This window comes from Micromonospora sp. NPDC048040 (genome assembly GCF_055587185.1).
This window is the reverse complement of sequence record NZ_JBVJGT010000002.1, coordinates 74,502-101,310: the sequence shown is the minus strand read 5'-3', so window position 1 is coordinate 101,310 and position 26,809 is coordinate 74,502. Positions and strand designations below refer to the sequence as shown.

Genomic DNA, 26,809 nt, shown 5'->3' with positions numbered 1-26,809 from the left:
CCCCGACCGTCCGGGGGGATCAGAGCTGGCCGAGGGACTTGAGGCGCAGGTAGGTGTCGGCCAGGGTGGGGGCCAGGCGACCCGCCGGGGCGTCGACGACCGTCACCCCGTGCCGGCCCAGCGCGGCGCGGACCCGGTCGCGTTCGGCCAGCGCCCGCCAGGCCGCCGCCGCCGCGTAGGCGTCGCCGGGGCGCTGCGGGACGGCCGTGGTGAGCGCGGTCAGCACCGGGTCGTGCGTCGCGGCGATCACCACCTTGTGCCGGGCCGCGAGCCGGGGGAGCACCGGCAGCAGCCCCTCGCCGAGGGCGCCCGCCTCCAGCGCGGTGAAGAGCACCACCAGGCTGCGCTGGCGCTGCCGGCGCAGCAGCTCACCGGCGATCAGGTCGAAGTCCGTCTCCGCCAGCGCCGGTTGGAGCGGGGCGAGGGCGTGCACCAGCCGGGAGAGCAGGGCCGGCCGGCCGGTGCCCGTCACCGTGGCCCGGACCGCCGTGTCGGCGGCGAGCAGGTCGACCCGGTCACCGGCGCGGGCGGCGAGGGCGGCGAGCAGCAGCGCGGCGTCGATCGCGGTGTCCAGCCGGGGCTCGTCGCCGACCCGCACCGCCGACGTGCGGCCCGTGTCCAGTACGCAGACCAGCCGGCGGTCCCGCTCAGGCCGCCACGTCCGCACCAGCACGTCGGCCCGGCGCGCGCTCGCCCGCCAGTCGATCGACCGGACGTCGTCGCCCACCACGTACTCGCGGAGGGTGTCGAACTCGGTGCCCTGGCCGCGCCCCCGGCTGACCTGGGTGCCGTCGATCACGCGCAGCCGGGCCAGCTTCTCGGGCAGGTGCCGGCGGGAGTCGAAGCGGGGGAGGACGCGCAGCGTCCACGGCGGGGTGGCCGGGCGGCCGGAGCGCTGGCGGAAGCCCAGCCCCATCGGCCCGAACGAGCGCACGGTCAACGCCGCCGCCGGCCGGTCGCCCCGCCGCAGCGGGGTGAGCCGGCTGGGCAGCGCCACCGTCCCGCCCGGCGCGACGCGCACGAGCTGCGCCGGGGGCACGTCGGGGCGGGCGCCGGCCGAGGGCACCCAGGCGTCGCGGACCCGGGCGCGCAGCGTACGGCCGGTGGGGTTGTGCAGCAGCAGCGCGACGGTGGCGGTGCCGCCGAGCCGCACCGCGCGGTCGCCCTCCCGGGTCGCCGCGAGCGCCCCCGGCGGCGCGGCCAGCGCCCGGTCGACCAGCACGAGCAGCAGCACCCCGCCGGTCATCACCAGCAGGCCGACGAACGGCGCCGGCCAGGCCGGCAGGGTCAGCGCGCCCGCCGCCAGCAGGAGCGCCGCCCGCCAGGTCATCGCGGCGTCGGCACGGTGGCCAGCACCGTGTCCAGCACCGCGTCCACGCCGACGCCCTCCAGCTCGACCTCGGGGCGCAGCCGCAGCCGGTGCCGCAGCGTCGGTCGGGCGACCGCCTTCACGTCGTCCGGTACGACGTGGTCGCGGCCGGCCAGCCAGGCCCACGCCTTGGCGGTGGTGAGCAGCGCGGTCGCGCCCCGGGGCGAGGCGCCCAGCTCCAGCGCCGGCGTGCTGCGGGTGGCCCGGCACAGGTCGACGATGTAGCCGAACAGCGGCTCGGCCATGTGCACCCGGCCGACCGCCGCCCGGGCGGCAGCCAGGTCGGCCGCGCTGGCCACCGGCCGTACGCCGGCGGCTGTCAGGTCGCGCGGGTCGAAGCCGGCGTGGTGCGCGCGGAGCACCCCCAGCTCCTCCTCCCGGCTGGGCAGCGGCACGGTGAGCTTGAGCAGGAACCGGTCGAGCTGCGCCTCCGGCAGCGGGTAGGTGCCCTCGTACTCGATGGGGTTCTGGGTGGCGGCGACGATGAACGGGTCGGGCAGCGGACGCCGGTCGCCCTCGACCGAGACCTGCCGTTCCTCCATGACCTCCAGCAGCGCCGACTGGGTCTTCGGGGGCGTCCGGTTGATCTCGTCGGCGAGCAGCAGGTTGGTGAACACCGGCCCCTCGCGGAAGGTGAAGGCGGCGGTGCGCGGGTCGAAGATCAGCGAGCCGGTCACGTCCCCCGGCATCAGGTCCGGGGTGAACTGCACCCGCTTGGACCGCAGGTCGAGCGCGGTGGCCACGGTGCGGATCAGCAGGGTCTTGGCGACGCCCGGCACGCCTTCCAGCAGCACGTGCCCACGGCAGAGGAGGGCGATCACCAGGCCGGTGACGACCGCGTCCTGCCCCACGACCGCCTTGGCGACCTCGGCGCGCAGCCGGTGCAGGGCGGCACGGGGGTCGGCGGGGCCGGCGGTCAGCGGATCGGCGGTTCCGGCGGGTCGGGTCACCGGGGATCTCCTTCGGATCGGTGCGGGTGCGGTGCGGCTGCCGCTGGCGGCCCGTCGGCGAGGTGCGGCGCGGCGGGGTGCGAAGCGGTGGCCGGGGGCGTGAGGTGCGGCCCGGCCGGGGAGGCGGGGTGCGGCCCGTCGGGCGGGTGCGGGGCGACCGTGCGGGTCAGCCGGTCCAGCGCGCGGGCCAGCTCCAGCAGGTCCTGGTCGGTGTCGGGTGCGCTGCCGTAGAGCAGTTCCTCCGTCCGCCCGGGGCCGTCGCCGGTGCGGGCGGCGACCGCGGCGGCCACCTCGGCGGGCGGGGCGGTCGGCGGCAGGTTCAGCCGGGGCAGCAGGCGGTCCCGGGCGGCGGTGCGCAGCGTCCGCGCGGCCGCGTCCCGGGCGCCGGCCTTCTCGTAGAGCCGGGCCCGGCCGAGCACCGTCTCCGCCGAGCGGACCGTCACCGGCAGCGGCTCCGGCGCCGGCGGGCCGAGCCGGCGGGCCCGCCAGAGCGCGGCCAGCAGGGCGGCGACGGCGAGCTGCACCAGCAGCGCCCAGAACCAGCCGGGGAAGGCGGACCAGAGCGGGTTCGGCGGGTCGGAGCCGTCGGCGCGGGAGTCGTCACCGTCGTCGTCGGAGCCGCCGCCCGGGCCGCCGGGGTTCCCGTTGCCGCCGCCGGGGCCGCCGGGGCGGCCGCCGCCCGGCCCGCCGTACTCGGTGGAGCCGCCCGGGGTGGGCGACCAGGCCGGGCTGCCGCTGCTGCCGGAGCCGAAGGTCGGCGGGGCCGCCTGGCCGTCCAGGTCGAGCCACACCACCCGGCCGGCCCCGCCGAGCAGGGCGGTGGCGAACGCCCGGTTGTCCCACTCGTCGATCCGGTCGTTGCGGAACGGGTCGCTGGCGCCGACCACCACGACGCTCTCGGGGACCCGGAGCAGCCGGGCGAGCCCGCCGTCGAAGCAGAACTGCACGGGCGCCGACCCGCCCGGGGTGACCGCGTAGCGTTGCAGCCCGACCGACGCCCGTCCGAGCTGGCGCAGCTCGGGCATCGGGCAGGGCAGGCCCCGCGCGTCGGGCTCCACCGCCTGCGCGGCCCACCGCCGGCCGGCCGGCTCCACCGGCAGCGGAATCGCGTCCAGCACCCGCCGCGGCGGGTCCACCAGCACCAGCCGGGTGGCCGAGGGAAGCGAGCCCAACGCAAAGACCGTGTCCGGGTGCAGCAGCGCCGGCGCGGGCACGAAGAGCGTGGCCGGCCCGCCGCTGGCGGCGAGCAGCGCGCGCAGCGTGTCCGTCTCGCGCTGCACCGTGACGCCCCGCTCCCGCAGCGCCTCGGCGAGCCGGCTGCCGCCGTCGTCCCCGGTCGCGACGGGGGAGAGGAACCCCCGGTCGGTGGGATCGGGCTGGTCGACCGCGTGGGTGACCAGGGTGGTGGTCAACAGCAGCGCGGCCAGGCCCAACGGGATCAGCAGCCGGTGCCGGCGGCGACGTCGCCGGAGGGCGTCGCCGGCCTTCGGGGCCGGCTGGGCGGCGGTGACCTGTGCGCTCATGGTCGTGGCCCGTCCTCGGGTCGGCCGGTCAGCAGCCGGTCCAGGTCGGCGGCGTGCTCCCGCATCCGCCGGTCGTGCTCGGCCGAGGCGGGGCGCTGGCCGTACCAGAGTTCGGAGAAGATCGCCCCGGCTGCGCCCAGCGGCGGGCCGACCTGCGGACGGCTGGCCGTCGCGGCCCGCACCACCTCGACGACGGTCATGCCGGGCTGCGGTTGGAGCATCCCCCGGGCGACCAGCTCGCGGATCATCGCGCGGAGCCGTTCCCGGACGGCCTCGGCGTACCGGCCCTCGGCGGCCAGCCGGTCGGCGAGGGAGACGTACGCGGCGGCCGGCAACTCCGGCTCCGGCTCGCGCGGCGCGGGTACGACCGGCGCGGGGGCGTCCACCGGCCCGGGCTTCCGACGGCGTCGACGCAGCCGGGGCAGTCGGGGCAGCCGGCGGGGCACCCAGGCGGGGTACGTGTACCAGCCCGCCGCCACCAGCACCGCGGCGAGCACCAGCAGCAGCGCGGCCAGGGGCAGCGGCACCCGGTCGCCGAGCGCGGCCGTGGTCTCGGTCCACCACCGGCTGAAGCTCATCGGTCGGCCGCCAGCAGAACGGCCTCCGGCGTGCCCGTCCGGGCCCGGGAGAGGCGGATGTCCAGCCCCTCGGTGCGCATCCGGGTCTCCAGGTGCAGCACCCCGTCGAGGCAGGCCAGCGCCGGGTACGCGACGCTGTTGACGCCCGCCCAGACGGCCAGCGACAGCCAGGGGGCCCAGGCCCGGTCGACCAGGTCGAGCGCGCCCAGCCCGTAGTAGACGCCGATGCCCAGGCCGAGGCGGACGATCCACCAGGACAGGTAGCCGAGCAACCGGATCCCGCCGGCCCGGCCGCCGCCGCGTACGGCCAGGGTGGCGGCGCGCAGCGGGGCCCGCAGCGGGTGCACCCGGTCGACGACCAGCGCCGGCGCCACGGCGCCGAGCAGGGCGAAACCGATGAACCAGGCCGGCCCGAACAGCGCGGCCACCAACATCACCAGCCCGACCAGGGCGGTGAGCAACACCGTGGCGCCCCAGCGGGCGCCGGCGGGACGGAGCACCTCGCGCGGCCCGACCGTACGGCCGAACAGCGCGCCGCCGGCGGCCCGGGCGGCCGGGTTGCCCAGCAGCGTGATGATCATCGCCTCGGTCGCCGCGCCGACGGCCAGCAGCAGCCAGTACGCCCCGAAGTGATCGAACTCCACGAACCAGACGGGGGGCTCGACGTCGGCGGCGAGCCGCAGCGGGTAGAGCAGGAGCTGCTCGCCGACGGCCAGGGCGAGGGCGAGCGGGACGAGCACCCGGGCCTGGCCGCGCAGCAGCAGGACCGCGGAATCCAGCAGTTCGCCGACCGTGAGCGGGCGGCGCGGGAGCACGGCGGTCGGGCCGGCGTCGGGCACGCGTACTCCTGGGGACGGGCGACGGTGGCGCGTGACGGCGCACGCGGGGATCATGGTGACACGCGCGGTCCGATCGGGTGGACCCGCACGCCGGGGCGGCGACGCCGGCGTCGGTTGCTGGGCGGCGGCGTCCCACGGCAGTACCGTGCCGGGTGACGCGGATCCCACCGAAACTGAACGGGATGGAAACATTAACCCCATGAGAGCCCGGGTACTGGTGGTCGACGACGACCCCGCGCTCGCCGAGATGCTCGGCATCGTCCTGCGCAGCGAGGGGTTCCTGCCCTCGTTCGTCGCCGACGGGGAGCGGGCCCTGGCCGCGTTCCGCGAGAACCGGCCGGACATCGTCCTGCTCGACCTCATGCTCCCCGGCATGAGCGGCATCGACGTGGCGCGGTCGATCCGGGCCGAGTCGGGCGTGCCGATCGTCATGCTGACCGCCAAGAGCGACACCGTCGACGTGGTCCTCGGCCTGGAGTCCGGGGCCGACGACTACGTGGTCAAGCCGTTCAAGCCCAAGGAGCTGGTCGCCCGGATGCGGGCGCGGCTGCGGCGCGGCGAGGACGTGGCCCCCGAGATGCTGACCATCGGGCCGCCCGGCAACCAGATCACCATCGACGTGCCGGCGCACACCGTCAGCCGCAACGGCGAGGAGGTGAAGCTGACGCCGCTGGAGTTCGACCTGCTGGTGGCGCTCGCCCGCAAGCCGCGCCAGGTGTTCACCCGCGAGGTGCTGCTGGAGCAGGTCTGGGGCTACCGGCACGCCGCGGACACCCGGCTGGTCAACGTGCACGTGCAGCGGCTGCGCGCCAAGATCGAGCCGGATCCGGAGCGACCGGAAATCATCCTCACCGTGCGGGGCGTGGGCTACAAGGCGGGCACCGGATAGCCTGGTCACACTGTGGCCACCTCCCCGATCCCGGACCCCCAGCCGACAGCTCCGCGCCGGCGTGTCGCCGCCGTGCGGGAGCTGTGGCGCGGCCTGAGCGGCCGGTCCGCGCGCCTGCTGGCCGGGCTGCACCAGACCTGGCGGCGGTCACTGCAGCTGCGGGTGGTGACCATCACACTGGTCGCGTCCAGCCTACTGGTGGGCGGTTTCGCCTACCTGATCGCCGACAAGATCACCAGCATCCTGGTGGACAACGCCGAGACCGACGTGCGGGTGCGGCTGGACAGCGGCGCGGCGTACGCGGCCAAGCAGTTCGGTCTCTACAACCAGCCGCAGGACGCGCAGTTCCAGGAGACCGTCGACGGCACGGTCAACTACCTCGCCGGCGGTGACCCACAGCAGACCACCGGCGTGATCGTGGCGCTCACCGCCGACAACCACACCGGCGTCATCCAGCCGCGCTCCTCGCCCGCGGTCAACGTCCGGCCGCTGATCAGCAGCGAGCTGCGCGCCACGGTCGCCGGGGGCAAGATGGCCAGCCAGATCCGCACCGGCCGGCTGGACGGGGAGCGCACGAAATACCTGGTCTACGGCTCGCCCGTGCCGACCAAGTTCGGCCAGGTGGAGCTCTACTACCTCGTGCCGCTGACGCGGCAGGACGACACGGCCGCCGACGCCCGCGCGACGGTGGTCGCCACCGGCGCGGCCCTGGTGATCCTGCTCGGCCTGCTCGCCGGCCTGGTCACCCGGCTGGTGGTGACCCCGGTGCGGGTGGCCGCCCGGACGGCCCAGCGGCTCTCCGCCGGCCTGCTCGACCAGCGGATGGCGGTCAACGGTGAGGACGACCTCGCCCTGCTCGCCGCGTCGTTCAACCAGATGGCGACCAACCTCCAGCGCCAGATCCTGCGGCTGGAGGAGATGTCCCGGCTGCAACGCCGCTTCACCTCCGACGTGTCGCACGAGCTGCGCACGCCGCTCACCACGGTCCGGATGGCCGCCGACCTGATCTTCTCCGAGCGGGACGAGTTCGATCCGGCGGTGGCGCGCAGCGCCGAGCTGCTCCAGGCCGAGCTGGACCGCTTCGAGGAGCTGCTCACCGACCTGCTGGAGATCAGCCGCTTCGACGCCGGCTTCGCGATGCTGGACGCCGAGCCGACCGACCTGGTGCCGGTCGTGCACCGGGTGGCCGACCGCCTCGCCGGACTGGCCGAGCGGGTCGGGGTGCCCATCGAGCTGGACGTGCCCGCCACGCCGGTGATCGCCGAGGTCGACCCGCGGCGGGTCGAGCGCGTGCTGCGCAACCTGGTCGGCAACGCCGTGGAGCACGGCGAGGGCAAGCCGGTGCTGATCACCCTGGGGATGGACGACACGGCCGTCGCGATCACCGTCCGCGACCACGGGGTGGGCCTCAAGCCCGGCGAGGAGAAGCTGGTGTTCAACCGCTTCTGGCGGGCCGACCCGTCCCGGGCGCGGCAGACCGGCGGCACCGGGCTGGGGCTGTCGATCAGCCTGGAGGACGCCCGGCTGCACGGCGGCTGGCTGGAGGCGTGGGGCGCGCCCGGGCAGGGCGCCCAGTTCCGGCTCACCCTGCCGGCCCGCGCCGGCGACCGGTTGACCACCTCGCCGCTGCGGCTGGTCCCGGCCGACGCCGCCCTGCCCTTCGGCGGCCCCCGCGAGGGCGGGCTGCTGGCCATCGGCCCGGGCAGCGGCGGCGTGCTCGCGGTCGGCCCGGCCGACGGCGCGGTGGCCGCCGGGCCGGGGCGGCAGGGGACCGGGGGACGCGCGGAGGTGGGCTCGTGAGGCGGCACCTGCTCGCCGTGGTGCTCGGCGGCGCACTGCTGGTGGCTGGCACGGCCGGCTGCGGCATCCCGGCCAACACCGAGGTCCGGGTGGAGGGCGCCGGGCCGGCGGCCGAGGCCGGCTCCACCAGCGGCAACCGGGGCGAGCCCCCGAACCGCAGCGCGAGCGGCGGCGAGCCGGAGCAGTTCGTCAAGAACTTCCTCTCCGCCGCCGCCGGCGAGCCGGACGGGGCCTACCAGCGGGTCCGGCAGTTCATCACGCCGGAGGACCACGACCGCCTCCAGGTGAAGGAGGGCAGCGAGGTCGCGCTGACCGTCGTCCGGCTCACGGAGGCGCCGGTCATCGTCAGGGACCCGAACAAGACCGAGGTCACCCTCAAGGTGCAGCAGGTCGGCCAGCTGCGCGCCGACGGCACGTTGGCCCCACCGGAGACGAGCACCACGTCGTACACGTTCGAGCTGCGCACGCAGGAGGGCCGGGCGAACGCGGGCCTGTTCGTGGCCAACCCGCCGAACGTGCTGCTGCTCAGCGTCGACGCGCTCGAGGCGTACTACCAGAGCCGGACGATCTACTTCTGGAACTCCGGCCGTACCCGACTGGTGCCGGACCAACGCTACCTGCCCCTCGCCGTGCCCGACGAGCGGCTGGTCAGCGAGGTGGTGAAGTGGCTGACCGCCGGCCCCTCCCTCTGGTTGCGCTCCGCGGTCACCGGGCTGCCGGACGGCACCCGTCTGATCAACAACGCCACCCGGACGGAGGGCCGCTGGGAGGTCGACCTGGAGATGCCGGACGAGAAGGTCCGCCTGGAGCAGCTCGCCACGCAGCTCGCCTGGTCGCTGCCCGACGTCGACGGGCAGCTCGAGATCAAGATCCGTACCCAGCCCCGGAAGGACATCCCCGACCTGGAGGCGCACCGGCAGGCGAACCCGGTGTACCGGGTCGGCGGCGGCTTCCAGCGGTTCTGCGTCTACGAGGGCGCCGTCCACCCGCTGTCCGACGCCGCCGGAACGATCGTCACGGTGCCGGTGGCGGCCGAGGCGAACAGGAACGTCGTGACGGCGGGGCTCAGCCGCGCCGAGGACCAGATCCGGGCGGCGCTGGTGGTCACGGAGGCCGGCCGCCAGTGGCTGTCCGTCGGCGCCGGGCTCGACCCCGTCGCCGTCTTCCACCGCAGCGCGAAGGGCTTCGGCACGATCGGCCGGCCGGTCTGGCTGCGCTCGACGGACCGGGGCGAGCCGGCCGGGTTGGTGGTCGCCGACGGCGCTCTCTACCGGTTCGACGCCCAGGCGCAGCTCACCCCCGTGTCGCTGGGCGTCTCCGGCACGGTGACCGCAGTGGCCGCCTCGCTGGACGGGCACCGGATCGCCGTCATCGCCGGCGGCGCGCTCTACGTCGCCGCCCTGAGCCCCACCGAGGGCGGGGTCACCCTCGGCCCGGCCCGTCGGCTGCCCACCCGGCTGACCGGCCTGTCAGCCGTCGACTGGTACGGCGAGGACAAGCTGCTCCTCGCGGGGGAGGTCGGCCGCCCGGCGGTCTACGAGGTCAGCGTGGACGGCACCCGGGACACCCGGGTGGAGGACAAGATCGGCGCCCGGGTGACCCACCTCGCCGCGTACCCGGCCAACACGGAGGTGCCGCGCGGCGCGGCGATGTACGAGGCGAACGGGGTGGCGTACGGCAGCGCTCCGTTCGAGCGGATCCAGCCCGAGCAGGTGCAGGTGTCGCCGCCCTCGACCGGGACGCGTGCCGGCAACCCGACCGCCCCCTTCTTCCTCTACTGATGCCGGGCCTCGGCGGGCTCTGGTCGGACCTCACCGACCTGGTGCTGCCGGTGGAGTGCGCCGGTTGCCGGGAACGCCGGCCGGGGCTGCGGCACGGCGTCTGCCCGGAGTGCGTGGCGGCGCTGGACGCGCTGCGGCCCCGGGCGGTACGCCCCACCCCGGCCCCGCCCGACCTGCCGCCCTGCGTCGCCCTCGGCCCGTACGCGGGCCCGCTGCGGGAGACGCTGCTCGCGTACAAGGACCACGGCCGGCACGGGCTGGCCCGGCCGCTCGGCGCGCTGCTCGCCGAGGTCGTGGCGGCGGCGGTCGGCGAGACGCGGCCGGTGACGCTGGTGCCGGTGCCGGACACCGCGGCGGCGGCCCGCGCCCGGTACGGCGACCACCTCGGCCGGCTGACCCGGCACTGCGCGGACCGGCTGCGCCGGGCGGGCTGGCCGGTGCGGGTGCGCCGGCCCCTGCGCGCCCTGCCCCGCCCCGACTCGGTGACGCTGGACAGCGCCGGGCGGGCGGCGGCGGCCGAGTCCGCCTTCCGGGTCCGCCCCCGGGTCGCGCCCGCCCCGGACGGGACCGCGGTCGTGGTGCTCGACGACATCCTCACCACCGGGTCGACCCTCGCCGCGGTGGCACGCGCGCTGACCGTGAGCGGGCTGTCGCCGACGGTCGCCGCCGTGCTCGCCGCGACCGAGAAACGGCACCGGTCGTAACCGATCGTGTTTCCGTTTCACCCGTTGGTGTATGAGGTGTGAAAAATTTCTGGCCGTCTCCGCGACCGGGGGTGACGGCCGGGCGAACAGGAGTTAGCGTTTGCCTGTCGGGGGTAGGAGGGTCTTCCCACCCGCTCCCGGCGGTGAAAGGAGGCGTAGCCGCACTGACCGGTCGACGCCGAGTGGGACCTCCCCCAGATGCGCGCGACCGGATGCCGGATCGAACGACCGTCCGAACTAGGGAGGTCACGTGGACATCGTGGTCAAGGGCCGTAACGTCGAAGTGCCGGACCATTACCGGGTGCACGTAGCGGAGAAACTCGCAAAGATCGAACGCTACGACCACAAACTTATTCGTGTCGATGTCGAGCTTTTTCACGAGCGGAATCCCCGCCAGGCGGACCACTGCCAGCGCGTCGAGATCACCTGCGTCTCCCGGGGCCCGGTGATCCGGGCGGAGGCGTGCACGAACGACTTCTACAGCGCGCTCGACGCGGCCATCGCCAAGCTCGACACCCGGTTGCGCCGGGCGGCCGACCGCCGCCGCGTCCACCGGGGTCGGCACGCCCCGCTCTCCGTCGCCGCCGCCACCGCCGGCCTGCCGGTCGCCGACCTCGACGCGCCCCTGGGGGCGTCCGCCGACGGCGCCCGCGCCGGCACGGCCACGGCCGTGGCGGAACGGGTCGAGGAGGAGCACGAGGATCAGCCCTGGCACATCGCGCGGGAGAAGGTGCACCCCGCCGAGCCGATGACCGTCGACGACGCCCTGTTCCAGATGGAACTCGTCGGCCACGACTTCTACCTGTTCCAGGACAAGGAGTCCGGCCGACCGAGCGTCGTCTACCGGCGACACGCCTACGACTACGGCATCATCTCCCTCGCCCTCTGATCCTCCGCCGCCGTGGTGGCGGCCCGCGCCGCCACCACGGCCGACGGACGTCGGGCCTCCGGCCCACCGCACGGCCTGAGGTGCGACCAGGCGCGGGTCAGCGGATTTCGTCGGGGAGCAGCCCGAAGACCAGGTCGTCGATCCGGGTGCCCGCCAGCCCCGGCAGCCGCCCGCGCAGCAGCCCCTCCCGGCGGAAGCCGACCTTCTCCAGCACCCGCTGCGACGCGACGTTGCCGGGCAGGGTGGCGGCCGTCAGCCGGGCGGCCCCCACCGGCCCGAACGCCCAACCGGCGAGGAGCCGCACCGCCCGGGTGGCCAGCCCACGACCCCGCGCGGCGGGCAGCAGCGCGTAGCCGACGCCCGCCTCCCCGGCGGCGGCGTCGAGGTAGGACATCCCGCAACTGCCGACCGGCTCGCCGGTGGTCGCGTCGAGGATCAACAGCCGGGCGATGCTGCCGGTCAGCCACCCGCTCTCCGACAGCCGGCAGCGTCGCGCGATCGCCTCCCGGGTGGGCGGCACCGGCGGGGCCTGGTTCGCCACCACCTCCGGCAGTGTGTGCAGGTGGTACATCAGGTCGACGTCGTCCGGGCCGAGCGGGCGCAGGGTCACCACGCCGTCGGTGAGCCGGCCGTCGGGCAGGTCGGGCAGCAGCCGGGGGGTGGGGCCGGGCGGGTCGTCGGCGAGGCGTACCCAGGCCATCAGGTCCGACCGGCCGCCGCCGCGGAGCTGGCCGGCCGCCCGGCGTACCCCCTCGTGGCGGAAGCCGGCGGCGAGCGCCACCCGCTGGCTGGCCGGGTTCTCCGCGTGGGTCAACAGCTCCAGCCGGTCGAACCCGCACCGGAACGCCGAGTCGGCCAGGGCCCGCGTCGCGGCGGTCGCGACGCCGCGACGCCGCGCCCAGGGCGCGACCCAGTAGCCCACCTCGGCCTGCCGGCGCGGCGTCACGACCTGGCCGAGGCCCGCCCCGCCGACCAGCCGGTCGGTGGCGCGGTCGGCGATGGCGTACGCGGCCCCGCCGGCGGTCCAGGCCGCCGGGGCGCCCTCGGTGATCCACCAGTGGGCGTCGGCCTCGGTGTACGGCTCCGGCATGCCCGGGTTGAACCGCAGGTTGACCGGGTCGGCGCAACCGGCGGCCAGGTCGGCGGCGTCCTCGGGGCGGAACGGCCGCAGCCGCACCCCGTGGGCGTCGATCACCTCGGGCGTCACGTCAGGTCCCCGGCGAGCAGCGCGCCGACCCAGGCGTCCACCCGTTCGCCCCGGTGCGTGAGCCCGCCCCGGGCGGTGCCCTCGACCGTGAAGCCGGCCTTCTCGGCGACCCGGCGCGAGGCGGTGTTGCCGACGTTGGCCCGCCACTCGATCCGGGCCAGGCCCAGCGTGGTGAAGCCCCAGGTGGCGAGGGCGGTCAGCGCGGCCGGCATGAAGCCCCGGCCCCGGCTCGCCGGCGCGGTCATGAAGCCGACGTCGGCCAGCAGCGGGTCGACGGGGGAGAGCCGCAGGTCGATCGAGCCGGCGTACCGGTCGTCGGCGTCGGCGATCACGAAGCAGGCGCTGGTGCCGGCCGCCCAGGTGCCGCGCGAGTAGACCAGGTAGGACTCGGCGTCGGCGGGATCGTACGGGTCGGGCACGGTGGTCCACCGGATGGTCTCCGGGTCCCGGCAGGTCTCGACGACCGATTCGAGGTCGCGCTCCTCCATCGGGCGCAGCCGCAGCTCACCGCCGCCGGCGGTGGCGAAGAGGACGGGCTGGGGGCGGCCGAGGACGGCGGCCCGCCGGGTCTCCAGGGTGCCGGGCCCGGCGGGCCCGGTCTCGCCGGGGGCGGGCACTTCGCCGGGGAACAGCGAGCCGATCCAACCGTCCGGCCCGCCGTCCGGCGCGGGGTTGGCCAGCCGCAGTTGCCCCTCGACGCGGAAGCCCGTCCGGAGCGCGACCAGGCGGGAGGCGTGGTTGCCGACCTCGGCCTGCCAGATCAGCCGGCGCAGTTTCCGCGTGTCGAAGGCCCAGCGCGCGACGGCCCGGGCGGCCCGTACGGTGACGCCCCGGCCCCGGGCCCAGGGCGCGGTCCAGTACCCGATCTCGCCCGTGCCGAGGCCGGGGTCGATCGAGACCAGCCCGCAGGAGCCGAGCACCTCGCCGGTGGCGGGGTCGCAGACCGCGAACGGCGCCCCGGTGCCGGCCGCCCAGTCCCCCGGGGCCACCTCGGTGACGAACCTGTGCGCGTGTTCGGGCAGGTACGGGCGAGGTACGGTGGTCCAGCGCTGGATGTCCGGGTCCTGGCACGCCCGGTGCACCGCGTCGGCGTCGGTCGCCCGCCAGGGTCGCAGCAGCAGGCCGTCCTCGGTGATCTCCACGGGTTCCACCCGAGCCATCGTGCCGGATCGTTCGCGTACGGCGTAACCGGATTACGGCGGAGGCGGCGCGCGTCGAGCGAGTTATGTCGGTTTCGCCGGGTCGGAGGGCCGCCACCAGTGACCATCGCGCCGATGGAGCGCCTACGATGGTTCGAGACTGTCTAGGGGAGCGTTGATCCGTGTCGATTCTGGAAAGGGTCCTCCGCGCGGGCGAGGGCCGTATGGTGCGTCGGCTGAAGGCCATCGCCGCCGCCGTCAACTCGATCGAGGACGACTACGTCAACCTCAGCGACGACGAGCTGCGCGGCATGACCGACCAGTTCAAGGAGCGGCTCGCGGACGGCGAGACCCTCGACGACCTGCTGCCGGAGGCCTTCGCGGTGTGCCGGGAGGCGGCCGCCCGGGTGCTCGGCCAGCGCCCGTACGACGTCCAGGTGATGGGCGGAGCGGCGCTGCACTTCGGCAACATCGCCGAGATGAAGACCGGTGAGGGCAAGACGCTGACCTCGGTCATGCCGGTCTACCTCAACGCGCTCTCCGGCAAGGGCGTGCACGTCATCACGGTCAACGACTACCTGGCCCAGCGCGACGCCGCCTGGATGGGGCGGGTGCACGAGTTCCTCGGCCTCACCGTCGGCGTGGTCCTGCCCAACCGGCCGGCCGTCGAGCACCGCGCCGCGTACGAGTGCGACGTCACCTACGGCACGAACAACGAGTTCGGCTTCGACTACCTGCGCGACAACATGGCCTGGTCGCGGGACGAGCTGGTCCAGCGCGGCCACAACTTCGCGGTGGTCGACGAGGTCGACTCGATCCTGATCGACGAGGCCCGCACCCCGCTGATCATCTCCGGCCCGGCCGAGCACTCCGCCCGCTGGTACACGGAGTTCGCGGGCGTGGTGGCCCGGCTCCAGCCCGGCAAGGACGGCGAGGGCGACTACGAGGTCGACCACGCCAAGCGGACCATCGCCGTCACCGAGCGCGGCGTGGCGAAGGTCGAGGACCGGCTGGGCATCGACAACCTCTACGAGTCGGTGAACACCCCGCTGGTGGGCTACCTCAACAACGCCATCAAGGCCAAGGAGCTCTTCAAGCGCGACAAGGACTACATCGTCAGCGACGGCGAGGTCCTGATCGTCGACGAGTTCACCGGCCGCATCCTGCACGGACGCCGCTACAACGAGGGCATGCACCAGGCGATCGAGGCCAAGGAGGGGGTGGAGATCAAGCAGGAGAACCAGACCCTGGCCACCATCACCCTCCAGAACTACTTCCGCCTCTACGAGAAGCTCTCCGGCATGACCGGTACGGCGCAGACCGAGGCCGGCGAGTTCAACAAGGTCTACAAGGTCGGTGTCGTCACCATCCCGACCCACCGGCCGATGGTCCGGCAGGACCGGCCGGACGTGATCTACAAGACCGAGAAGGCCAAGTTCAACGCCGTGGTGGAGGACATCGCCGAGCGGCACGCGGTGGGCCAGCCGGTGCTCGTCGGCACCGTCTCGGTGGAGAATTCCGAGATCCTCTCCCAGCTCCTGCGCCGCCGTGGCATCCCGCACTCCGTGCTGAACGCCAAGTTCCACGCGCGTGAGGCCGAGATCGTCGCCCAGGCCGGCCGCAAGGGCGCCGTCACCGTCGCGACCAACATGGCCGGCCGCGGCACCGACATCCTGCTCGGCGGCAACGCCGAGTTCCTCGCCGCCAACGAGCTCCGCCAGCGTGGCCTCGACCCGATCGAGCACGAGGAGGAGTACGCCAAGGCGATGGAGGAGGTCCTGCCCAAGTGGAAGCAGGCCTGCGACGTCGAGGCGGAGGAGGTCGCCGACGCCGGCGGCCTCTACGTGCTGGGCACCGAGCGGCACGAGTCCCGCCGGATCGACAACCAGCTGCGCGGTCGTTCCGGCCGGCAGGGTGACCCGGGCGAGTCCCGGTTCTACCTGTCGCTCCAGGACGAGCTGATGAAGCGCTTCCGCTCCGGGGCGGTCGAGGCGGTCATGGAGCGCTTCAACATCCCGGAGGACGTGCCCATCGAGTCGAAGATGGTCACCCGCCAGATCAAGAGCGCCCAGGCCCAGATCGAGGGCCAGAACGCCGAGATCCGCAAGAACGTCCTCAAGTACGACGAGGTGCTCAACAAGCAGCGCCAGGTGATCTACGCCGAGCGCCTGCGGGTGCTCAACGGCGAGGACCTCTCCGACCAGGTCCGCAACATGATCGACGACGTCGTCGAGGCGTACGTGCGGGGGGCCACCTCCGAGGGCTACGGCGAGGACTGGGACCTGGAGCAGCTCTGGTCCAGCCTCAAGCAGCTCTACCCGGTCGGCGTGACGATCGATGAGCTGGAGGAGGAGGCCGGCGGGTCCCGGGCGGGCATCGACGCGGACTTCCTGCTCGCCCGCCTCAAGGAGGACGCGCACGCCGCGTACGACCGGCGCGAAGAGCAACTCGGGGCGGACGGCACCCGCGAGCTGGAGCGGATGGTCCTGCTCCAGGTGATCGACCGCAAGTGGCGCGAGCACCTCTACGAGATGGACTACCTCCAGGAGGGCATCAGCCTGCGGGCGTACGCCCAGCGCGACCCGGTGGTGGAATACCAGCGCGAGGGCTTCGACATGTTCGCCACCATGATGGACGGCATCAAGGAGGAGACGGTCGGCTTCCTCTACAACGTCGAGGTCCAGGTCAACGAGCCGGAGCCCGCGGCCGAGGAGGTCAAGCTGCTCGACAAGCCGGTCGAGATCCGGGCCAAGGGCCTGGGCCGGTCGCCGCAGCAGCAGGGCCTCCAGTACTCGGCGCCGACCATCGACGGCGAGGCCGGCGCGGGTGCGGTGGCCGTCGAACGCGCCGACGAGCAGGCGCCGGCGCTCGGCGTCGGCCGGCCGGAACCGGCCGCCCCGGCCGCACCGGGGACGACCGCCCCGGCCGCACCGCAGCGCCCGGCGACGGGCCTGCGCGGCCCGGCCGTCGCGGCGAGCGCCGCCCGGCGTCCGGCGCCGGGGCAGGCGGAGGCCGGCAACGGCCCGTCCCGCAACGCGCCGTGCCCGTGCGGTTCCGGTCGCAAGTACAAGCGCTGCCACGGCGCCCCCAACGGCGGCGCCTGATCGACAGGTGAGCGGGGCTGCGCCCCGCCGGAGCGAATCGAGCCGCGGTCCTCGCCGACCGCGGCTCGATCCGCGTTTCAGTAGTGAATAAGGCGGGAACTCCGGCCATGTACGGCCGGGAGAACGCCGTCACGGGCCTGGATGCTTCTGGTTCTCGATGTACTCCTTGACCACGCCCAGCGGGGCACCGCCGCACGAGGCGGCGAAGTACGACGGCGACCACAGGTGACCGTCCCACAGATACCGACTGAGGTGGGACGAGAACTCTTGCCGTAGATACCGTGCCGAGACGCCCTTGAGTGAGTTGACCAACTTCGACAGAGCCACGGCTGGCGGGTAGTGCACGAGCAGGTGGACGTGGTCGTCTTCGCCGTTGAACTCGCGTAGCTGCGCGCCGAAGTCTTCGCACACCTGGGACATGACCTGCTGGCAGCGGGTGAGGATCGGATCGGTGAGAGCGCCGCGTCGGTATTTGGTGGTGAAGACCAAGTGCACGTGAAGGTTGTGGACGACGCTGCGGCCCCTGCGCACGTCTGGGTCTGGGGTCCACCGAGGTGACATGGACCAAATGGTACGGTGCGTTGGTGAAGCTGGTCGTGCAGGTGAAGCTGCTGCCGACGCCGCAGCAGGCGTCCGCGCTGACGGCGACCCTGCGCGCCTGCAACGAGGCGGCGTCCGGCGTGGCGCGGATGGCCCGCGGCATCGACTGCTACCGCAACTACGACCTGCGCCGGCACGCCTACCGGGACATCAAGACCGACTATCGGCTCGGGGCGCAGGCCGCGCAGCACGTCATCAAGAAGGTTGCCGACGCCTACACCACGCTGCACGCCAACATCAAAGCCGGCAACTACGGCAAGCCAGGGTCGCAGCGCCGGCGGCGGGTCGAGACGAGGCCGGTCCGATTCCGCTGGGACGCCGCGCAGCCGTACGACGCCAGGATGCTGTCGTGGCAGTCCGACGCGCGCACCGTGTCGATCTGGACAATCGACGGACGGCTGAAGGGTGTCGCCTACACCGGTTCGCCTGACCAACTCAAGGCCGTGGCCGAGTTGCCGGTCGGGGAATCCGACCTCGTGCACCGCGACGGCATGTGGTTTCTGTACGCCACCGTCGAGGGTGCCGAGGCTGATCCGGTCGACCCGCAGGGGTTCCTTGGCGTGGATCTCGGCGTGGTGAACATCGCCACCGACTCCGACGGGCGGGTGTACGACGGGGAGAAACTGAACCGCTACCGGCGGCGGCAGCTGCGACTGCGCGCCCGTCTGCAAGCCAAGGGCACCAAGTCCTCGCGGCGGCTGCTGGCCCGGCGCAGACGCAAGGAAGCGCGGCATGCCACCGACACCAACCATGTGATCTCGAAAAGCATCGTGGCCGAGGCCGCACGCACCTCGCGCGGGATCGCCGTCGAGCAGTTGACGGGAATCCGGCAGAGGGTACGGCTGCGCAAGCCCCAACGGGCTACGGTGCACTCGTGGGCGTTCGCCCAGCTCGGCTCCTTCCTGACCTACAAGGCACACCGCGCCGGAGTCGCTCTTGTCCAGGTCGACCCGGCGTACACCTCGCAGACGTGTGCGCAGTGCGGTCACCGGGACAAGCAGAACCGGCCCGACCAAGCCACCTTCATCTGCCGGTCATGCGGGGTCGTTGCCCACGCGGATCGGAATGCGGCCGTCAACATCGCCCAGCGCGGCGTGGACAGCTGGGGCGCAGTCAACCGCCCACACGCGGCACCTCGTTGCACCCAGCAGCGAGGTTGATCTGCAAACCCGCCCAATTATTAGCGGGTAGTTGACAGCACCTGTAGGGCGGTGCAGAGCCAGGTGCCGCGGCGGTGCTCCAAGCGCAGCGCCATCGCCCAGGTGCGCCCGCCCGCGCCGGCGAGCACCGCGGCCGCCTCCACGGCGGCGGCGCGCGGCTCGCAGACCCGCAGCCGGCGCTGCCGTACGGCGGGCCGGGTGGACCGGCGACGCGCCGGGCCGGACCGGGCGGTGGCGCGGGCGAGCTCGGGCAGCAGCCCGGCCGCCCTGGCCGGGTCGAGCAGCGGGCGGAGCTGCCCGGGCGGACGGTAGCCGTTGAGCACCTCCAGGCAGGTGCTCACGAAGCGGTGGGCGGCCCGGGTGGCCTCGGGGGTGGCGGTCACCAGCGCGCCCGGGGACAGCGGGGCGGCGGGCCCGCGGCCGGGTCCCGCCGGGGCGGGCGACACCCGCGCCCGGCGGCCGGGCGGCCGGTCGGGGTCGCGGCGGGCCGGCTCGAACAGGTCGAGGACGAGTTGGGCGTGCGCCGGGGCGGGCCAGTGTGCGGCGTCGTCATCGGCGAACGGCGGCTCGAACGAGGGCGCGGGGCGCAGCCGGACGGGAGGGCGCGGCGGGCCGGGACGGCGCGAGTCGGTCATCCGGACCTCCCATGATCTTGCGTTTACCTACGTTTGCCTTCGACTGGCTCCATTCTCGGACACGGCCGAGCCGATGGTCAATGGCTGGGGGCGTTCGGGTGGTTACTCCGGGTCGCGTTCGGCCAGCGGGTTGCTCCGCACCCACTCGGCGGTCTCGGCGTACTTGCGCTCGATGTACTCCTCCAGCCGGGCACGCTCCACGCGCCACTGGCCACGCCCGCCGATCTTGATCGCCGGCAGCTCGCCGCTGCGCACCATGTGGTAGACCTGCGAGTCCGACACGTTCAGCTCGGTGGCCACGTCGGAGAGCAGCAGGAACCTCGGTTCCACGGAAACTCCCGGGGTCGGCGTCGTTTGGCTCAGTTTGCCACCGACTGCCGACGTCGCCCAGCGGGCGGGCGGGACCTGCGGCGACGCGTCCGGCGGGACACACCGGCCGGGAGCTTCCGTCGCGCAGGTGCGAGGTGTATGACGGTCACGGCGTACGGCATGATCGGCGGCGGACCGGCGGAGGCCGGCGGCGGACCTGAGCGGGGGAGACGACCGGTGACCGAGGAGCTTGTCCGGGTGTACGTGCCGGCGACCGTCCCGATGCTGACCCTCCTGCGCGGGCCGGGGCTGCCCGTGGCCGCCGCGCACGCGGTGACCCCCGCCCTGCGCGAGTGGTACGCCGAGGGCGACGAGGAGGAGTTGGAGTACGTCGCCTTCACCCGCGCCGCCCAGGACGCGCTGCAACTGCTCCGGGCCGATCCCGACGCGCCCCGCCGCCGCGTGGTCGTCTCGGTGGACCTGCCCGCCTCGGCGGTGGGCCGGGGCGACGGGGAGCTGGGCTCCAGCGCGGTCGAGCTGAGCGCGCCCGTGCCCGTCGCCGCCGTCGCCGCGATCCACGTGGACGGCGCCGACGCGGTCGAGGACGTGGCCGCCGCGGCGGAGGTGGTCACCGAGGCCCTCGCCGGCGACCCGGACGCCCAGTTCACGGTCGACGGGGCCGAGGACCACGAGCTGGAGTGGTACGACGTCTCCGAGCTGGACCTGCTGCTCCGCGCCGCCTCCTGACCCCCCGGCGTCAGCGGGTGGGGGCGGCCTCGGCCGGCTCGTCGTCGTCGGCGTGGGCCGGGCCCAGGGTGCGGCCGAAGGCGATCATGGCGGTCAGCGCGCCGACGAAGAGCACCCAGATGCCGTTGTCGACCCGGGAGGTGCCCAGCGAGGTCTGCGCCACCGCGTCCGCCTCGCTCAGGGCGCCGGCCAGGTCGAGCAGGGAGCGCCCGCCGACCCGGATGATCACTTCGGCGAGGAGCAGGAGCAGGCCCGGGCCGGCCCCGGCCAGCAGGTACGCCGGCCAGCGCGGCGCGGGCGTCGCCGCCTCCCGCCGGGCGGCCCGGCGCCGGGCCCAGGTCAGGTAGCCGAAGGCGAGCAGCCCCGCCACCAGGCCGGCGAGCAGCGACTCGGTGCGCGACACCCACTTGGCGGCGGTGAGCAGCGACTCCTGGGAGTCGCCGGCGCCGAAGAGGTCGAACAGGGGGTCGCGGGCCTGGCTGAAGGCCACCACGAAGACGAGCGTGCCGAGGGCGGCGGCGACCACGGCACCGACCACGGGCGCGCTGCGGGCGCCGGCGATGGCGCCGCCGATCGTCGCCGCGGCGGCGGTGGTGCCGGCGATCACGTTGGTGGTCGCGTTGTCGGCGTACGTCAGGTTGATCGCGAACGCGGCGGCCAGCGCCACCAGCAGGCCGGTGCCGATCGCGGCCACGAAGCGCAGGGTCACCCGGTCGCTGCCCCGGCGGGCGAGCAGGTCGACGCCGAAGAGGGCGAAGGCGGCGCCGGCGACCAGCGCGGCCGAGATCACCCCCGGCAGGGCGAACGCGGAGAGGCTGATCGCGGTGATCCCGGCGGCCGCCGAGTCGATCGCCTCGCGGGTCGACCAGAGCATCGCGGTCAGCCAGCCGAGCGCCAGGAGCGCGAGCACCGGTGCGCCGGGCGCGAGCGCCGGAGCGACCCCGTCGCCGTCGGCGGCCGGCCGGTCCGACCCGTCGGCGTCGGCCGGGCCCGGCTCCCGCCCCGGTCCGGCAGCGGTGGCGTCGTCGGCCGGAACCGGCTGGTCCGATTCCGCGGCGGCGGAGCTGCCGGGCTGCTTGGTCATCCTCATCCCTCCGACGGACGCCCGGCCCTCGGCGGGGCCGGCAGTTCACCGGCCACCCAGCGTACGCGCCCGCCGGGCCCGCCCCGGTCGGTTGGTGGTGGGGGTGGGGTGAGGGCCGCGCCGTGAAACAATCGGGCGAGGTCCCGCCGCCGCGACCGGTTCACCCCCGCGGCGTCCGGCGCCGGTCGTCCGGCCGGTGCCCGCGGGTCCGATTTCGCCACCGCTGTCGAGATCGCCAGGAGCCCTGATGGACGCCGTGTTCTCCGTACCCGAGCCGCGCAACGAGCCGGTGCGCAACTACGAGCCGGGCAGTGTCGACCGGGAACGGCTCCAGCGGCGGCTGGCCGAGCTGGCCGCCGAGCCGATCGACCTGCCGATGACCATCGCCGGTGAGCAGCGGATGGCCGGCGGCGAGTCGATCGACGTGGTGCAGCCGCACAAGCACGCGCACGTGCTGGGCGTCACCGGGCACGCCGACCACGAGGACGCCCGCGCGGCGGTCAAGGCCGCCAAGGACGCCGCCCCGATGTGGCGGGCCCTGCCGTTCGAGGAGCGCGCCGCGATCTTCCTGCGCGCCGCCGAGCTGCTCGCCGGCCCCTGGCGGGACACCCTGAACGCGGCCACCATGCTCGGCCAGTCGAAGACCGCCATCCAGGCCGAGATCGACTCGGCCTGCGAGTTCGTCGACTTCCTCCGGTTCAACGTGTACTTCGCCCGGAAGCTGCTGGAGGAGCAGCCGATGTCGTCGCCGGGGGTGTGGAACCGCTTCGACCACCGCCCGCTGGAGGGCTTCGTCTACGCGATCACCCCGTTCAACTTCACCGCGATCGCCGGCAACCTGCCCTCGGCGCCGGCCCTGCTGGGCAACACGGTGGTCTGGAAGCCGGGCCCGACCCAGCAGTTCGCCGCGCACTTCACCATGCGGCTGTTCGAGGCGGCCGGCCTGCCCCCCGGCGTGATCAACATGGTCACCGGGCGTGGCGAGGAGGTCTCCGACGTCGTGCTCGCCGACCCGGACCTGGCCGGCATCCACTTCACCGGCTCCACCAAGGTCTTCCAGCACCTGTGGAAGACCGTCGGGGAGAACATCTCCCGCTACCGGGGCTACCCGCGCCTGGTCGGCGAGACCGGCGGCAAGGACTTCGTCGTCGCGCACACCAGCGCGGACGTCGACGCCCTGCACACCGCGCTGATCCGGGGAGCCTTCGAGTACCAGGGCCAGAAGTGCTCGGCGGCCTCCCGGGCGTACGTCCCGCGGTCGCTCTGGGAGGGCGGGCTGCGTGACCGGCTGGCCGCCACCACGGAGTCCCTCACCTACGGCGACGTCACCGACTTCGGCAACTTCGGCGGCGCGGTGATCGACGCCAAGGCGTTCGACCGGCACACCGCCGCGCTGGAGCTGATCTCCGACGACGACGCCTGCCGCGTGCTGGCCGGCGGCACCGCCGACGACTCCGTCGGATACTTCGTCCGGCCGACGCTGTTCGAGTGCACCGACGCGGCGCACGAGACGTTCACCACCGAGTACTTCGGGCCGATTCTCGGCGTGCACGTCTTCGACGACGCCCGCTTCGACGACGTGGTCGCCCAGGCCGAGTCGATCGCGCCGTACGCGCTGACCGGGTCGATCTTCGCGACCGACCGCCGGGTGGTCGACGCGGTGGCCGAGAAGATGCGGTACGCCGCCGGCAACTTCTACATCAACGACAAGCCGACCGGCGCGGTGGTTGGGCAGCAGCCCTTCGGCGGTGCCCGGGCCAGCGGCACCAACGACAAGGCCGGCTCCTGGCACAACCTCGTCCGGTGGATGTCGCCCCGGACGATCAAGGAGACCTTCGTCGCGCCGACCGACCACACGTACCCGCACATGGGCTGAGGCGTCAGGAAGGGCCCTTCCCGCCGTTCCCGGACGGGAAGGGCCCTTCCCCGCACGGTGGCGGGGAGAGGCGGGGGCGGCCGGGCGGCGGTACCGTGGCCGCTGTGACCCACCCCACCCCCGCGCACGACCCCCGCTTCGGCGAGCAGGGTGGCCTGCTCACCTACAGCGACTACCTGCGGCTGGCCGACCTGCTCGCGGCACAGGTGCCGGAGTCCGACCCGGCCTCCCACGACGAGCTGCTCTTCATCACCATCCACCAGGTCTACGAGCTGTGGTTCAAGCTGCTGCTCGCCGAGCTGACCGACGCCCGGGACCGGATGCTGGCCGGCGAAACCTACCTGCCCCGGGTGCGGCTGGAGCGCTGCCACGCGGTGGAGCGGGTGCTGATCGGCCAGGTCGACGTCATCGACACGATGACCCCGCAGGACTTCCTGGCCTTCCGCACCAAGCTGGCCCCGGCGTCGGGCTTCCAGTCCGCCCAGTTCCGGGAGATCGAGTTCCTCTCCGGCCTGAAGGACCCGGACTACCTGCGCCGGTTCCGGGGGCTGCCCGCCGTCGAGCGGGAACGGCTGGAGCGGCGGCTGGCCGAGCCGAGCCTCTGGGACGGCTTCCTGGCCGTGCTCGGCCGGGCCGGCTTCGACGTCTCCGAGGCGGAGGCGCGCTTCGCGGCGTACGCGACGATCGCCGCCGACCGGGAGCGGTTCGGGCTGCTGTGGGACCTCGCGGAGGCGCTGGTCGCGCACGACCAGGCGTTCTCGCTGTGGCGGGCCCGGCACGTGCTCATGGCCGAGCGGCAGATCGGCACCAAACCGGGCACCGGGGGCTCGGCCGGCGGGGCGTACCTGCGTTCCCGGGTCGAGAGCCGGTTCTACCCCGAGCTGTGGGAGCTGCGCAGCCGGCTCTGAGACATCGATGCTCCGGCGCGGACTGTCTCGCGCCGACAGTGCACATAGGAAGCCCTACCGGGTGGCGAAACCGTGAAATCCTGGACGCCACGTCAGCAAAGTGGCAGCGTGATGGCCATGGCGGATTCCGGAGTCAACCCCACGGCGGCGGCCCTGCTCGGGCTGCTCCATGAGGGCCCCATGACAGGTGGCCAGTTGATGGCCGCCGCCGAGCGCCGGCTGGCGCCGTACTGGTCGATGACCCGTAGTCAGGTCTACCGGGAGCTGCCGGTGCTGGCCGAGCGGGGTCTCGTCCGGATGGGCAAGCCCGGGCCGCGCTCCAGCCAGCCGTACGCGATCACCGCAGCCGGAAAACGGACATTTTCCCGCTGGTTGACGGAGGACCCGGGGCGGGACACGATCCGCAACCCGATCGCGATGCGGATCGCCTTCGGCGACCTGCACTCCGCCAACCAGCTCAAGAACCTCCAGGCCGCGGCCAACGAATACCACACCGAGGCGCTCGCCAAGGTCCGCGAGCAGGTCAAGAACGCCAAGAAGGAAGGCGAGACGTACGACGCCAGCGCGCTGGAGTTCGCCGTCGCCTACCACAAGGCGGCCCTGTCCTGGCTGAAGAGCGCCCCGGTCGGCTGACCGGGCTCGCGGGCTCATTCTTCCCACGAGCGGGTCATCTTTTCGCTTGTGACTGCGGGGCTCGCAAGCTCACTCCTCCCACGAGCGGAGTCATCTTTTCGCTCGTGACTGCGGGGCTCGCAAGCTCACTCCTCGCACGAGCAGTACCCTTGTCTGTCGTGACCGCTGCCGATTACGCCGAACAGCTCAAGGACCTCGACGCCACCCTGCGCAACATCGAGTCGGTGCTCGACGTCGACCGCCTGCGGGAGGACAAGGCGCGCCTGGAGCAGGAGGCCTCCGCGCCCGACCTGTGGGACGACCAGGCCAAGGCGCAGCAGGTGACCTCCCAGCTGTCGTACGTCAACGGCGAGATCAACAAGCTCTCCACCCTCCGCTCCCGCCTCGACGACGCCGGGGTGCTGCTGGAGCTGGCCGAGGCCGAGTCCGACCCCGGGGTGCTCACCGAGGTCGAGTCGGAGATCGCCGGGCTGACCAAGGCCATCCAGGAGATGGAGGTCCGCACCCTGCTCTCCGGCGAGTACGACTCCCGGGAGGCGCTGGTCGCCATCCGGGCCGGCGCCGGCGGCGTGGACGCGGCGGACTTCGCCGAGATGCTGCTGCGGATGTACCTGCGCTGGGCCGAGCGGCACGGCTACCCGACGGAGGTCTACGAGACCTCCTACGCCGAGGAGGCGGGCCTCAAGTCGGCCACCTTCACCGTGAAGGTGCCCTACGCCTACGGCACGCTCAGCGTCGAGTCGGGCACCCACCGGCTGGTGCGGATCAGCCCGTTCGACAACCAGGGCCGCCGGCAGACGAGCTTCGCCGGGGTCGAGGTGCTGCCGGTGGTGGAGCAGACCGACCACATCGACATCCCCGAGAACGAGATGCGGATCGACGTCTACCGCTCCTCCGGCCCGGGCGGGCAGAGCGTCAACACCACCGACTCCGCCGTCCGGATCACGCACATCCCGACCGGGATCGTGGTCACCTGCCAGAACGAGAAGTCCCAGCTGCAGAACAAGGCGTCCGCGCTGCGGGTGCTGCAGGCGCGGCTGCTGGAGGTCAAGCGCCAGGAGGAGCAGGCCAAGCTCCAGGGCCTGAAGAAGGAGACCACCGGCGCGTGGGGCGACCAGATGCGCTCGTACGTCCTGCACCCCTATCAGATGGTGAAGGATCTGCGGACGGAGCAGGAAACCGGCAACCCGTCCTCGGTCTTCGACGGCGACCTGGACAGCTTCATCGAGGCCGGGATCCGGTGGCGTAAGCAGCAGGAGCTGGCCGGCGACACTGCGTGATCAGCCGCGGGCGGAACGCGTCTTCGATCTCCGCGTAACCCCGCAAATAGATGACGCGACTCGCAACGGCGGGGCGTGGGGCTTGGCTCCACGGTTACACCGCGTAGACTCACCACCCGTGATTCAGCTTGAGCAAGTGACGAAGACGTACCCGAAGGCGTCCCGGCCTTCGCTCGACAACGTGTCCGTCTCGATCGAGAAGGGCGAGTTCGTCTTCTTCATCGGTCCATCCGGCTCCGGCAAGTCCACCATCATCAAGCTGCTGCTGCACGAGGTCTCGCCCAACAAGGGCCGGGTCATCGTCAACAGCAAGGACGTCACCTCGATGCGTTCGTGGAAGCGACCCCACTTCCGGCGCTCGATCGGCTGCGTCTTCCAGGACTTCCGGCTGCTGCCGAACCGCACCGCGTACGAGAACGTGGCGTTCGCCCTCGAGGTGATCGGCAAGACCAAGGCGGTCGCCCGCCGGGTCGTGCCGGAGGTGCTGGAGTTGGTCGGGCTCGGTGGCAAGGAGCACCGCTACCCGCACGAGCTCTCCGGTGGTGAGCAGCAGCGGGTGGCCGTCGCCCGGGCGTTCGTGAACCGTCCGCTGATCCTGCTCGCGGACGAGCCGACCGGAAACCTCGACCCGGACACCTCGATCGAGATCATGCGCCTGCTGGACCGGATCAACCGCACCGGCACGACCGTCGTGATGGTCACGCACGACTCCAACATCGTGAACCAGATGCGCCGCCGGGTCATCGAGATCGAGAGCGGCCGCATCGTGCGCGACCAGGCCCGCGGCGTCTACGGCTGAGCCGAC

The 26,809-nt window shown here is 73.5% G+C and carries 24 protein-coding genes; 13 read left to right on the top strand and 11 right to left on the bottom strand.

All coding sequences use genetic code 11. From position 1 onward, the window contains the following. Window positions 1–19: 19 nt before the first annotated feature. The 5 genes from ACZ6O2_RS02715 to ACZ6O2_RS02695 are packed head-to-tail and all read right to left on the bottom strand — an operon-like array spanning window position 20 to window position 5,259. Complete coding sequence (locus ACZ6O2_RS02715) at window positions 20–1,330, bottom strand: DUF58 domain-containing protein (RefSeq protein ID WP_466021784.1); 1,311 nt, start codon at window positions 1,328–1,330, stop codon at window positions 20–22. Beyond that, window positions 1,327–2,319 (bottom strand): AAA family ATPase, encoded by a 993-nt coding sequence (locus tag ACZ6O2_RS02710; RefSeq protein WP_393455741.1) that lies wholly within the window; start codon window positions 2,317–2,319, stop codon window positions 1,327–1,329. The genes ACZ6O2_RS02715 and ACZ6O2_RS02710 overlap by 4 nt, the downstream gene beginning before the upstream one ends. Continuing rightward, window positions 2,316–3,842 carry a DUF4350 domain-containing protein gene (locus tag ACZ6O2_RS02705; RefSeq protein ID WP_466021783.1) on the bottom strand — a complete coding sequence of 509 codons (1,527 nt, stop codon included), beginning with the start codon at window positions 3,840–3,842 and terminating at the stop codon, window positions 2,316–2,318. The genes ACZ6O2_RS02710 and ACZ6O2_RS02705 overlap by 4 nt, the downstream gene beginning before the upstream one ends. After that, window positions 3,839–4,420: a DUF4129 domain-containing protein gene (locus tag ACZ6O2_RS02700; protein ID WP_466021782.1), complete on the bottom strand. Its 582-nt coding sequence runs from the start codon at window positions 4,418–4,420 to the stop codon at window positions 3,839–3,841. The genes ACZ6O2_RS02705 and ACZ6O2_RS02700 overlap by 4 nt, the downstream gene beginning before the upstream one ends. Continuing rightward, entirely contained in the window at window positions 4,417–5,259 is an 843-nt protein-coding gene (locus tag ACZ6O2_RS02695; RefSeq protein WP_466021781.1) for a hypothetical protein, read from the bottom strand. The genes ACZ6O2_RS02700 and ACZ6O2_RS02695 overlap by 4 nt, the downstream gene beginning before the upstream one ends. Before the next feature lie 199 nt (window positions 5,260–5,458). On the opposite strand from ACZ6O2_RS02695, the gene mtrA reads away from it, so the two are divergent. The 5 genes from mtrA to hpf all read left to right on the top strand — a co-directional run bounded on the left by mtrA (window position 5,459) and on the right by hpf (window position 11,322). Beyond that, window positions 5,459–6,148, top strand: coding sequence for an MtrAB system response regulator MtrA (mtrA, locus tag ACZ6O2_RS02690; protein WP_089001893.1), 690 nt, complete (start codon window positions 5,459–5,461; stop codon window positions 6,146–6,148). A gap of 12 nt (window positions 6,149–6,160) precedes the next feature. Then, complete coding sequence (gene mtrB / locus ACZ6O2_RS02685) at window positions 6,161–7,948, top strand: MtrAB system histidine kinase MtrB (protein ID WP_466021780.1); 1,788 nt, start codon at window positions 6,161–6,163, stop codon at window positions 7,946–7,948. Next, window positions 7,945–9,729, top strand: a complete 1,785-nt coding sequence (locus ACZ6O2_RS02680; RefSeq protein WP_466021779.1) for an LpqB family beta-propeller domain-containing protein — start codon at window positions 7,945–7,947, stop codon at window positions 9,727–9,729. Before mtrB ends, ACZ6O2_RS02680 begins: the two co-directional genes overlap by 4 nt. After that, window positions 9,729–10,433 (top strand): ComF family protein, encoded by a 705-nt coding sequence (locus ACZ6O2_RS02675; protein ID WP_466021778.1) that lies wholly within the window; start codon window positions 9,729–9,731, stop codon window positions 10,431–10,433. Before ACZ6O2_RS02680 ends, ACZ6O2_RS02675 begins: the two co-directional genes overlap by 1 nt. 250 nt (window positions 10,434–10,683) lie before the next feature. Further along, window positions 10,684–11,322: a ribosome hibernation-promoting factor, HPF/YfiA family gene (gene hpf, locus ACZ6O2_RS02670; RefSeq protein WP_466021777.1), complete on the top strand. Its 639-nt coding sequence runs from the start codon at window positions 10,684–10,686 to the stop codon at window positions 11,320–11,322. Window positions 11,323–11,419: 97 nt separating this feature from the next. On the opposite strand, the gene ACZ6O2_RS02665 is transcribed toward hpf, so the two are convergent. Together ACZ6O2_RS02665 and ACZ6O2_RS02660 are read right to left on the bottom strand one after the other, a co-directional pair. Next, window positions 11,420–12,529, bottom strand: a complete 1,110-nt coding sequence (locus ACZ6O2_RS02665; RefSeq protein ID WP_466021776.1) for a GNAT family N-acetyltransferase — start codon at window positions 12,527–12,529, stop codon at window positions 11,420–11,422. Then, complete coding sequence (locus ACZ6O2_RS02660) at window positions 12,526–13,689, bottom strand: GNAT family N-acetyltransferase (protein WP_466021775.1); 1,164 nt, start codon at window positions 13,687–13,689, stop codon at window positions 12,526–12,528. Before ACZ6O2_RS02660 ends, ACZ6O2_RS02665 begins: the two co-directional genes overlap by 4 nt. 161 nt (window positions 13,690–13,850) lie before the next feature. Between ACZ6O2_RS02660 and secA the strand changes: the two genes are divergently transcribed. After that, the gene (gene secA / locus ACZ6O2_RS02655) at window positions 13,851–16,772 is read left to right on the top strand and encodes a preprotein translocase subunit SecA (protein WP_466021774.1); all 2,922 of its coding nucleotides are present in this window, start codon (window positions 13,851–13,853) and stop codon (window positions 16,770–16,772) included. A gap of 129 nt (window positions 16,773–16,901) precedes the next feature. Here secA and tnpA read toward each other — a convergent pair whose 3' ends face one another. Beyond that, window positions 16,902–17,333 carry an IS200/IS605 family transposase gene (tnpA, locus tag ACZ6O2_RS02650; RefSeq protein ID WP_466021773.1) on the bottom strand — a complete coding sequence of 144 codons (432 nt, stop codon included), beginning with the start codon at window positions 17,331–17,333 and terminating at the stop codon, window positions 16,902–16,904. Between the two features lie 23 nt (window positions 17,334–17,356). On the opposite strand from tnpA, the gene ACZ6O2_RS02645 reads away from it, so the two are divergent. Continuing rightward, window positions 17,357–18,532, top strand: a complete 1,176-nt coding sequence (locus tag ACZ6O2_RS02645) for an RNA-guided endonuclease InsQ/TnpB family protein (RefSeq protein WP_466021772.1) — start codon at window positions 17,357–17,359, stop codon at window positions 18,530–18,532. A gap of 20 nt (window positions 18,533–18,552) precedes the next feature. Here the strand turns inward: ACZ6O2_RS02645 and ACZ6O2_RS02640 are convergent, their stop codons facing one another. Beyond that, a complete protein-coding gene (locus ACZ6O2_RS02640; protein ID WP_466021771.1) occupies window positions 18,553–19,167 on the bottom strand; it encodes an Rv3235 family protein in 615 nt (204 codons plus the stop codon). Window positions 19,168–19,269: 102 nt separating this feature from the next. Further along, window positions 19,270–19,497, bottom strand: a complete 228-nt coding sequence (locus tag ACZ6O2_RS02635; RefSeq protein WP_350685633.1) for a helix-turn-helix domain-containing protein — start codon at window positions 19,495–19,497, stop codon at window positions 19,270–19,272. Window positions 19,498–19,713: 216 nt separating this feature from the next. Here ACZ6O2_RS02635 and ACZ6O2_RS02630 point away from each other — a divergent pair, with 216 nt between their 5' ends. After that, the gene (locus ACZ6O2_RS02630; RefSeq protein WP_350703162.1) at window positions 19,714–20,223 is read left to right on the top strand and encodes a DUF6912 family protein; all 510 of its coding nucleotides are present in this window, start codon (window positions 19,714–19,716) and stop codon (window positions 20,221–20,223) included. A 10-nt stretch (window positions 20,224–20,233) separates the two neighbouring features. Here ACZ6O2_RS02630 and ACZ6O2_RS02625 read toward each other — a convergent pair whose 3' ends face one another. Then, entirely contained in the window at window positions 20,234–21,307 is a 1,074-nt protein-coding gene (locus tag ACZ6O2_RS02625) for a hypothetical protein (RefSeq protein WP_466021770.1), read from the bottom strand. 247 nt (window positions 21,308–21,554) lie between these two features. Between ACZ6O2_RS02625 and pruA the strand changes: the two genes are divergently transcribed. The 5 genes from pruA (at window position 21,555) to ftsE (ending at window position 26,803) form a co-directional block, all read left to right on the top strand. Further along, on the top strand, window positions 21,555–23,183 hold the full coding sequence (gene pruA, locus ACZ6O2_RS02620) for an L-glutamate gamma-semialdehyde dehydrogenase (RefSeq protein WP_357455118.1): 1,629 nt from the start codon (window positions 21,555–21,557) through the stop codon (window positions 23,181–23,183). A 104-nt stretch (window positions 23,184–23,287) separates the two neighbouring features. Then, complete coding sequence (locus ACZ6O2_RS02615; RefSeq protein ID WP_466021769.1) at window positions 23,288–24,091, top strand: tryptophan 2,3-dioxygenase; 804 nt, start codon at window positions 23,288–23,290, stop codon at window positions 24,089–24,091. Between the two features lie 117 nt (window positions 24,092–24,208). After that, window positions 24,209–24,724 (top strand): helix-turn-helix transcriptional regulator, encoded by a 516-nt coding sequence (locus tag ACZ6O2_RS02610; RefSeq protein WP_466021768.1) that lies wholly within the window; start codon window positions 24,209–24,211, stop codon window positions 24,722–24,724. A gap of 158 nt (window positions 24,725–24,882) precedes the next feature. Next, window positions 24,883–26,004, top strand: coding sequence for a peptide chain release factor 2 (gene prfB, locus ACZ6O2_RS02605; protein WP_350703153.1), 1,122 nt, complete (start codon window positions 24,883–24,885; stop codon window positions 26,002–26,004). A 118-nt stretch (window positions 26,005–26,122) separates the two neighbouring features. Further along, window positions 26,123–26,803, top strand: coding sequence for a cell division ATP-binding protein FtsE (ftsE, locus tag ACZ6O2_RS02600; RefSeq protein ID WP_091097362.1), 681 nt, complete (start codon window positions 26,123–26,125; stop codon window positions 26,801–26,803). Window positions 26,804–26,809: the final 6 nt, after the last annotated feature.

Bases quoted from the DNA above. Each gene is read 5' to 3' on its own strand.
- ACZ6O2_RS02715 (WP_466021784.1), bottom strand. From the start codon at position 1,330: ATGACCTGGCGGGCGGCGCTCCTGCTGGCGGCGGGCGCGCTGACCCTG.
- ACZ6O2_RS02705 (WP_466021783.1), bottom strand. From the start codon at position 3,842: ATGAGCGCACAGGTCACCGCCGCCCAGCCGGCCCCGAAGGCCGGCGAC.
- ACZ6O2_RS02700 (WP_466021782.1), bottom strand. From the start codon at position 4,420: ATGAGCTTCAGCCGGTGGTGGACCGAGACCACGGCCGCGCTCGGCGAC.
- mtrA (WP_089001893.1), top strand. From the start codon at position 5,459: ATGAGAGCCCGGGTACTGGTGGTCGACGACGACCCCGCGCTCGCCGAG.
- ACZ6O2_RS02675 (WP_466021778.1), top strand. From the start codon at position 9,729: ATGCCGGGCCTCGGCGGGCTCTGGTCGGACCTCACCGACCTGGTGCTG.
- ACZ6O2_RS02660 (WP_466021775.1), bottom strand. From the start codon at position 13,689: ATGGCTCGGGTGGAACCCGTGGAGATCACCGAGGACGGCCTGCTGCTG.
- tnpA (WP_466021773.1), bottom strand. From the start codon at position 17,333: ATGTCACCTCGGTGGACCCCAGACCCAGACGTGCGCAGGGGCCGCAGC.
- ACZ6O2_RS02640 (WP_466021771.1), bottom strand. From the start codon at position 19,167: ATGACCGACTCGCGCCGTCCCGGCCCGCCGCGCCCTCCCGTCCGGCTG.
- ACZ6O2_RS02625 (WP_466021770.1), bottom strand. From the start codon at position 21,307: ATGACCAAGCAGCCCGGCAGCTCCGCCGCCGCGGAATCGGACCAGCCG.
- pruA (WP_357455118.1), top strand. From the start codon at position 21,555: ATGGACGCCGTGTTCTCCGTACCCGAGCCGCGCAACGAGCCGGTGCGC.
- ACZ6O2_RS02610 (WP_466021768.1), top strand. From the start codon at position 24,209: ATGGCGGATTCCGGAGTCAACCCCACGGCGGCGGCCCTGCTCGGGCTG.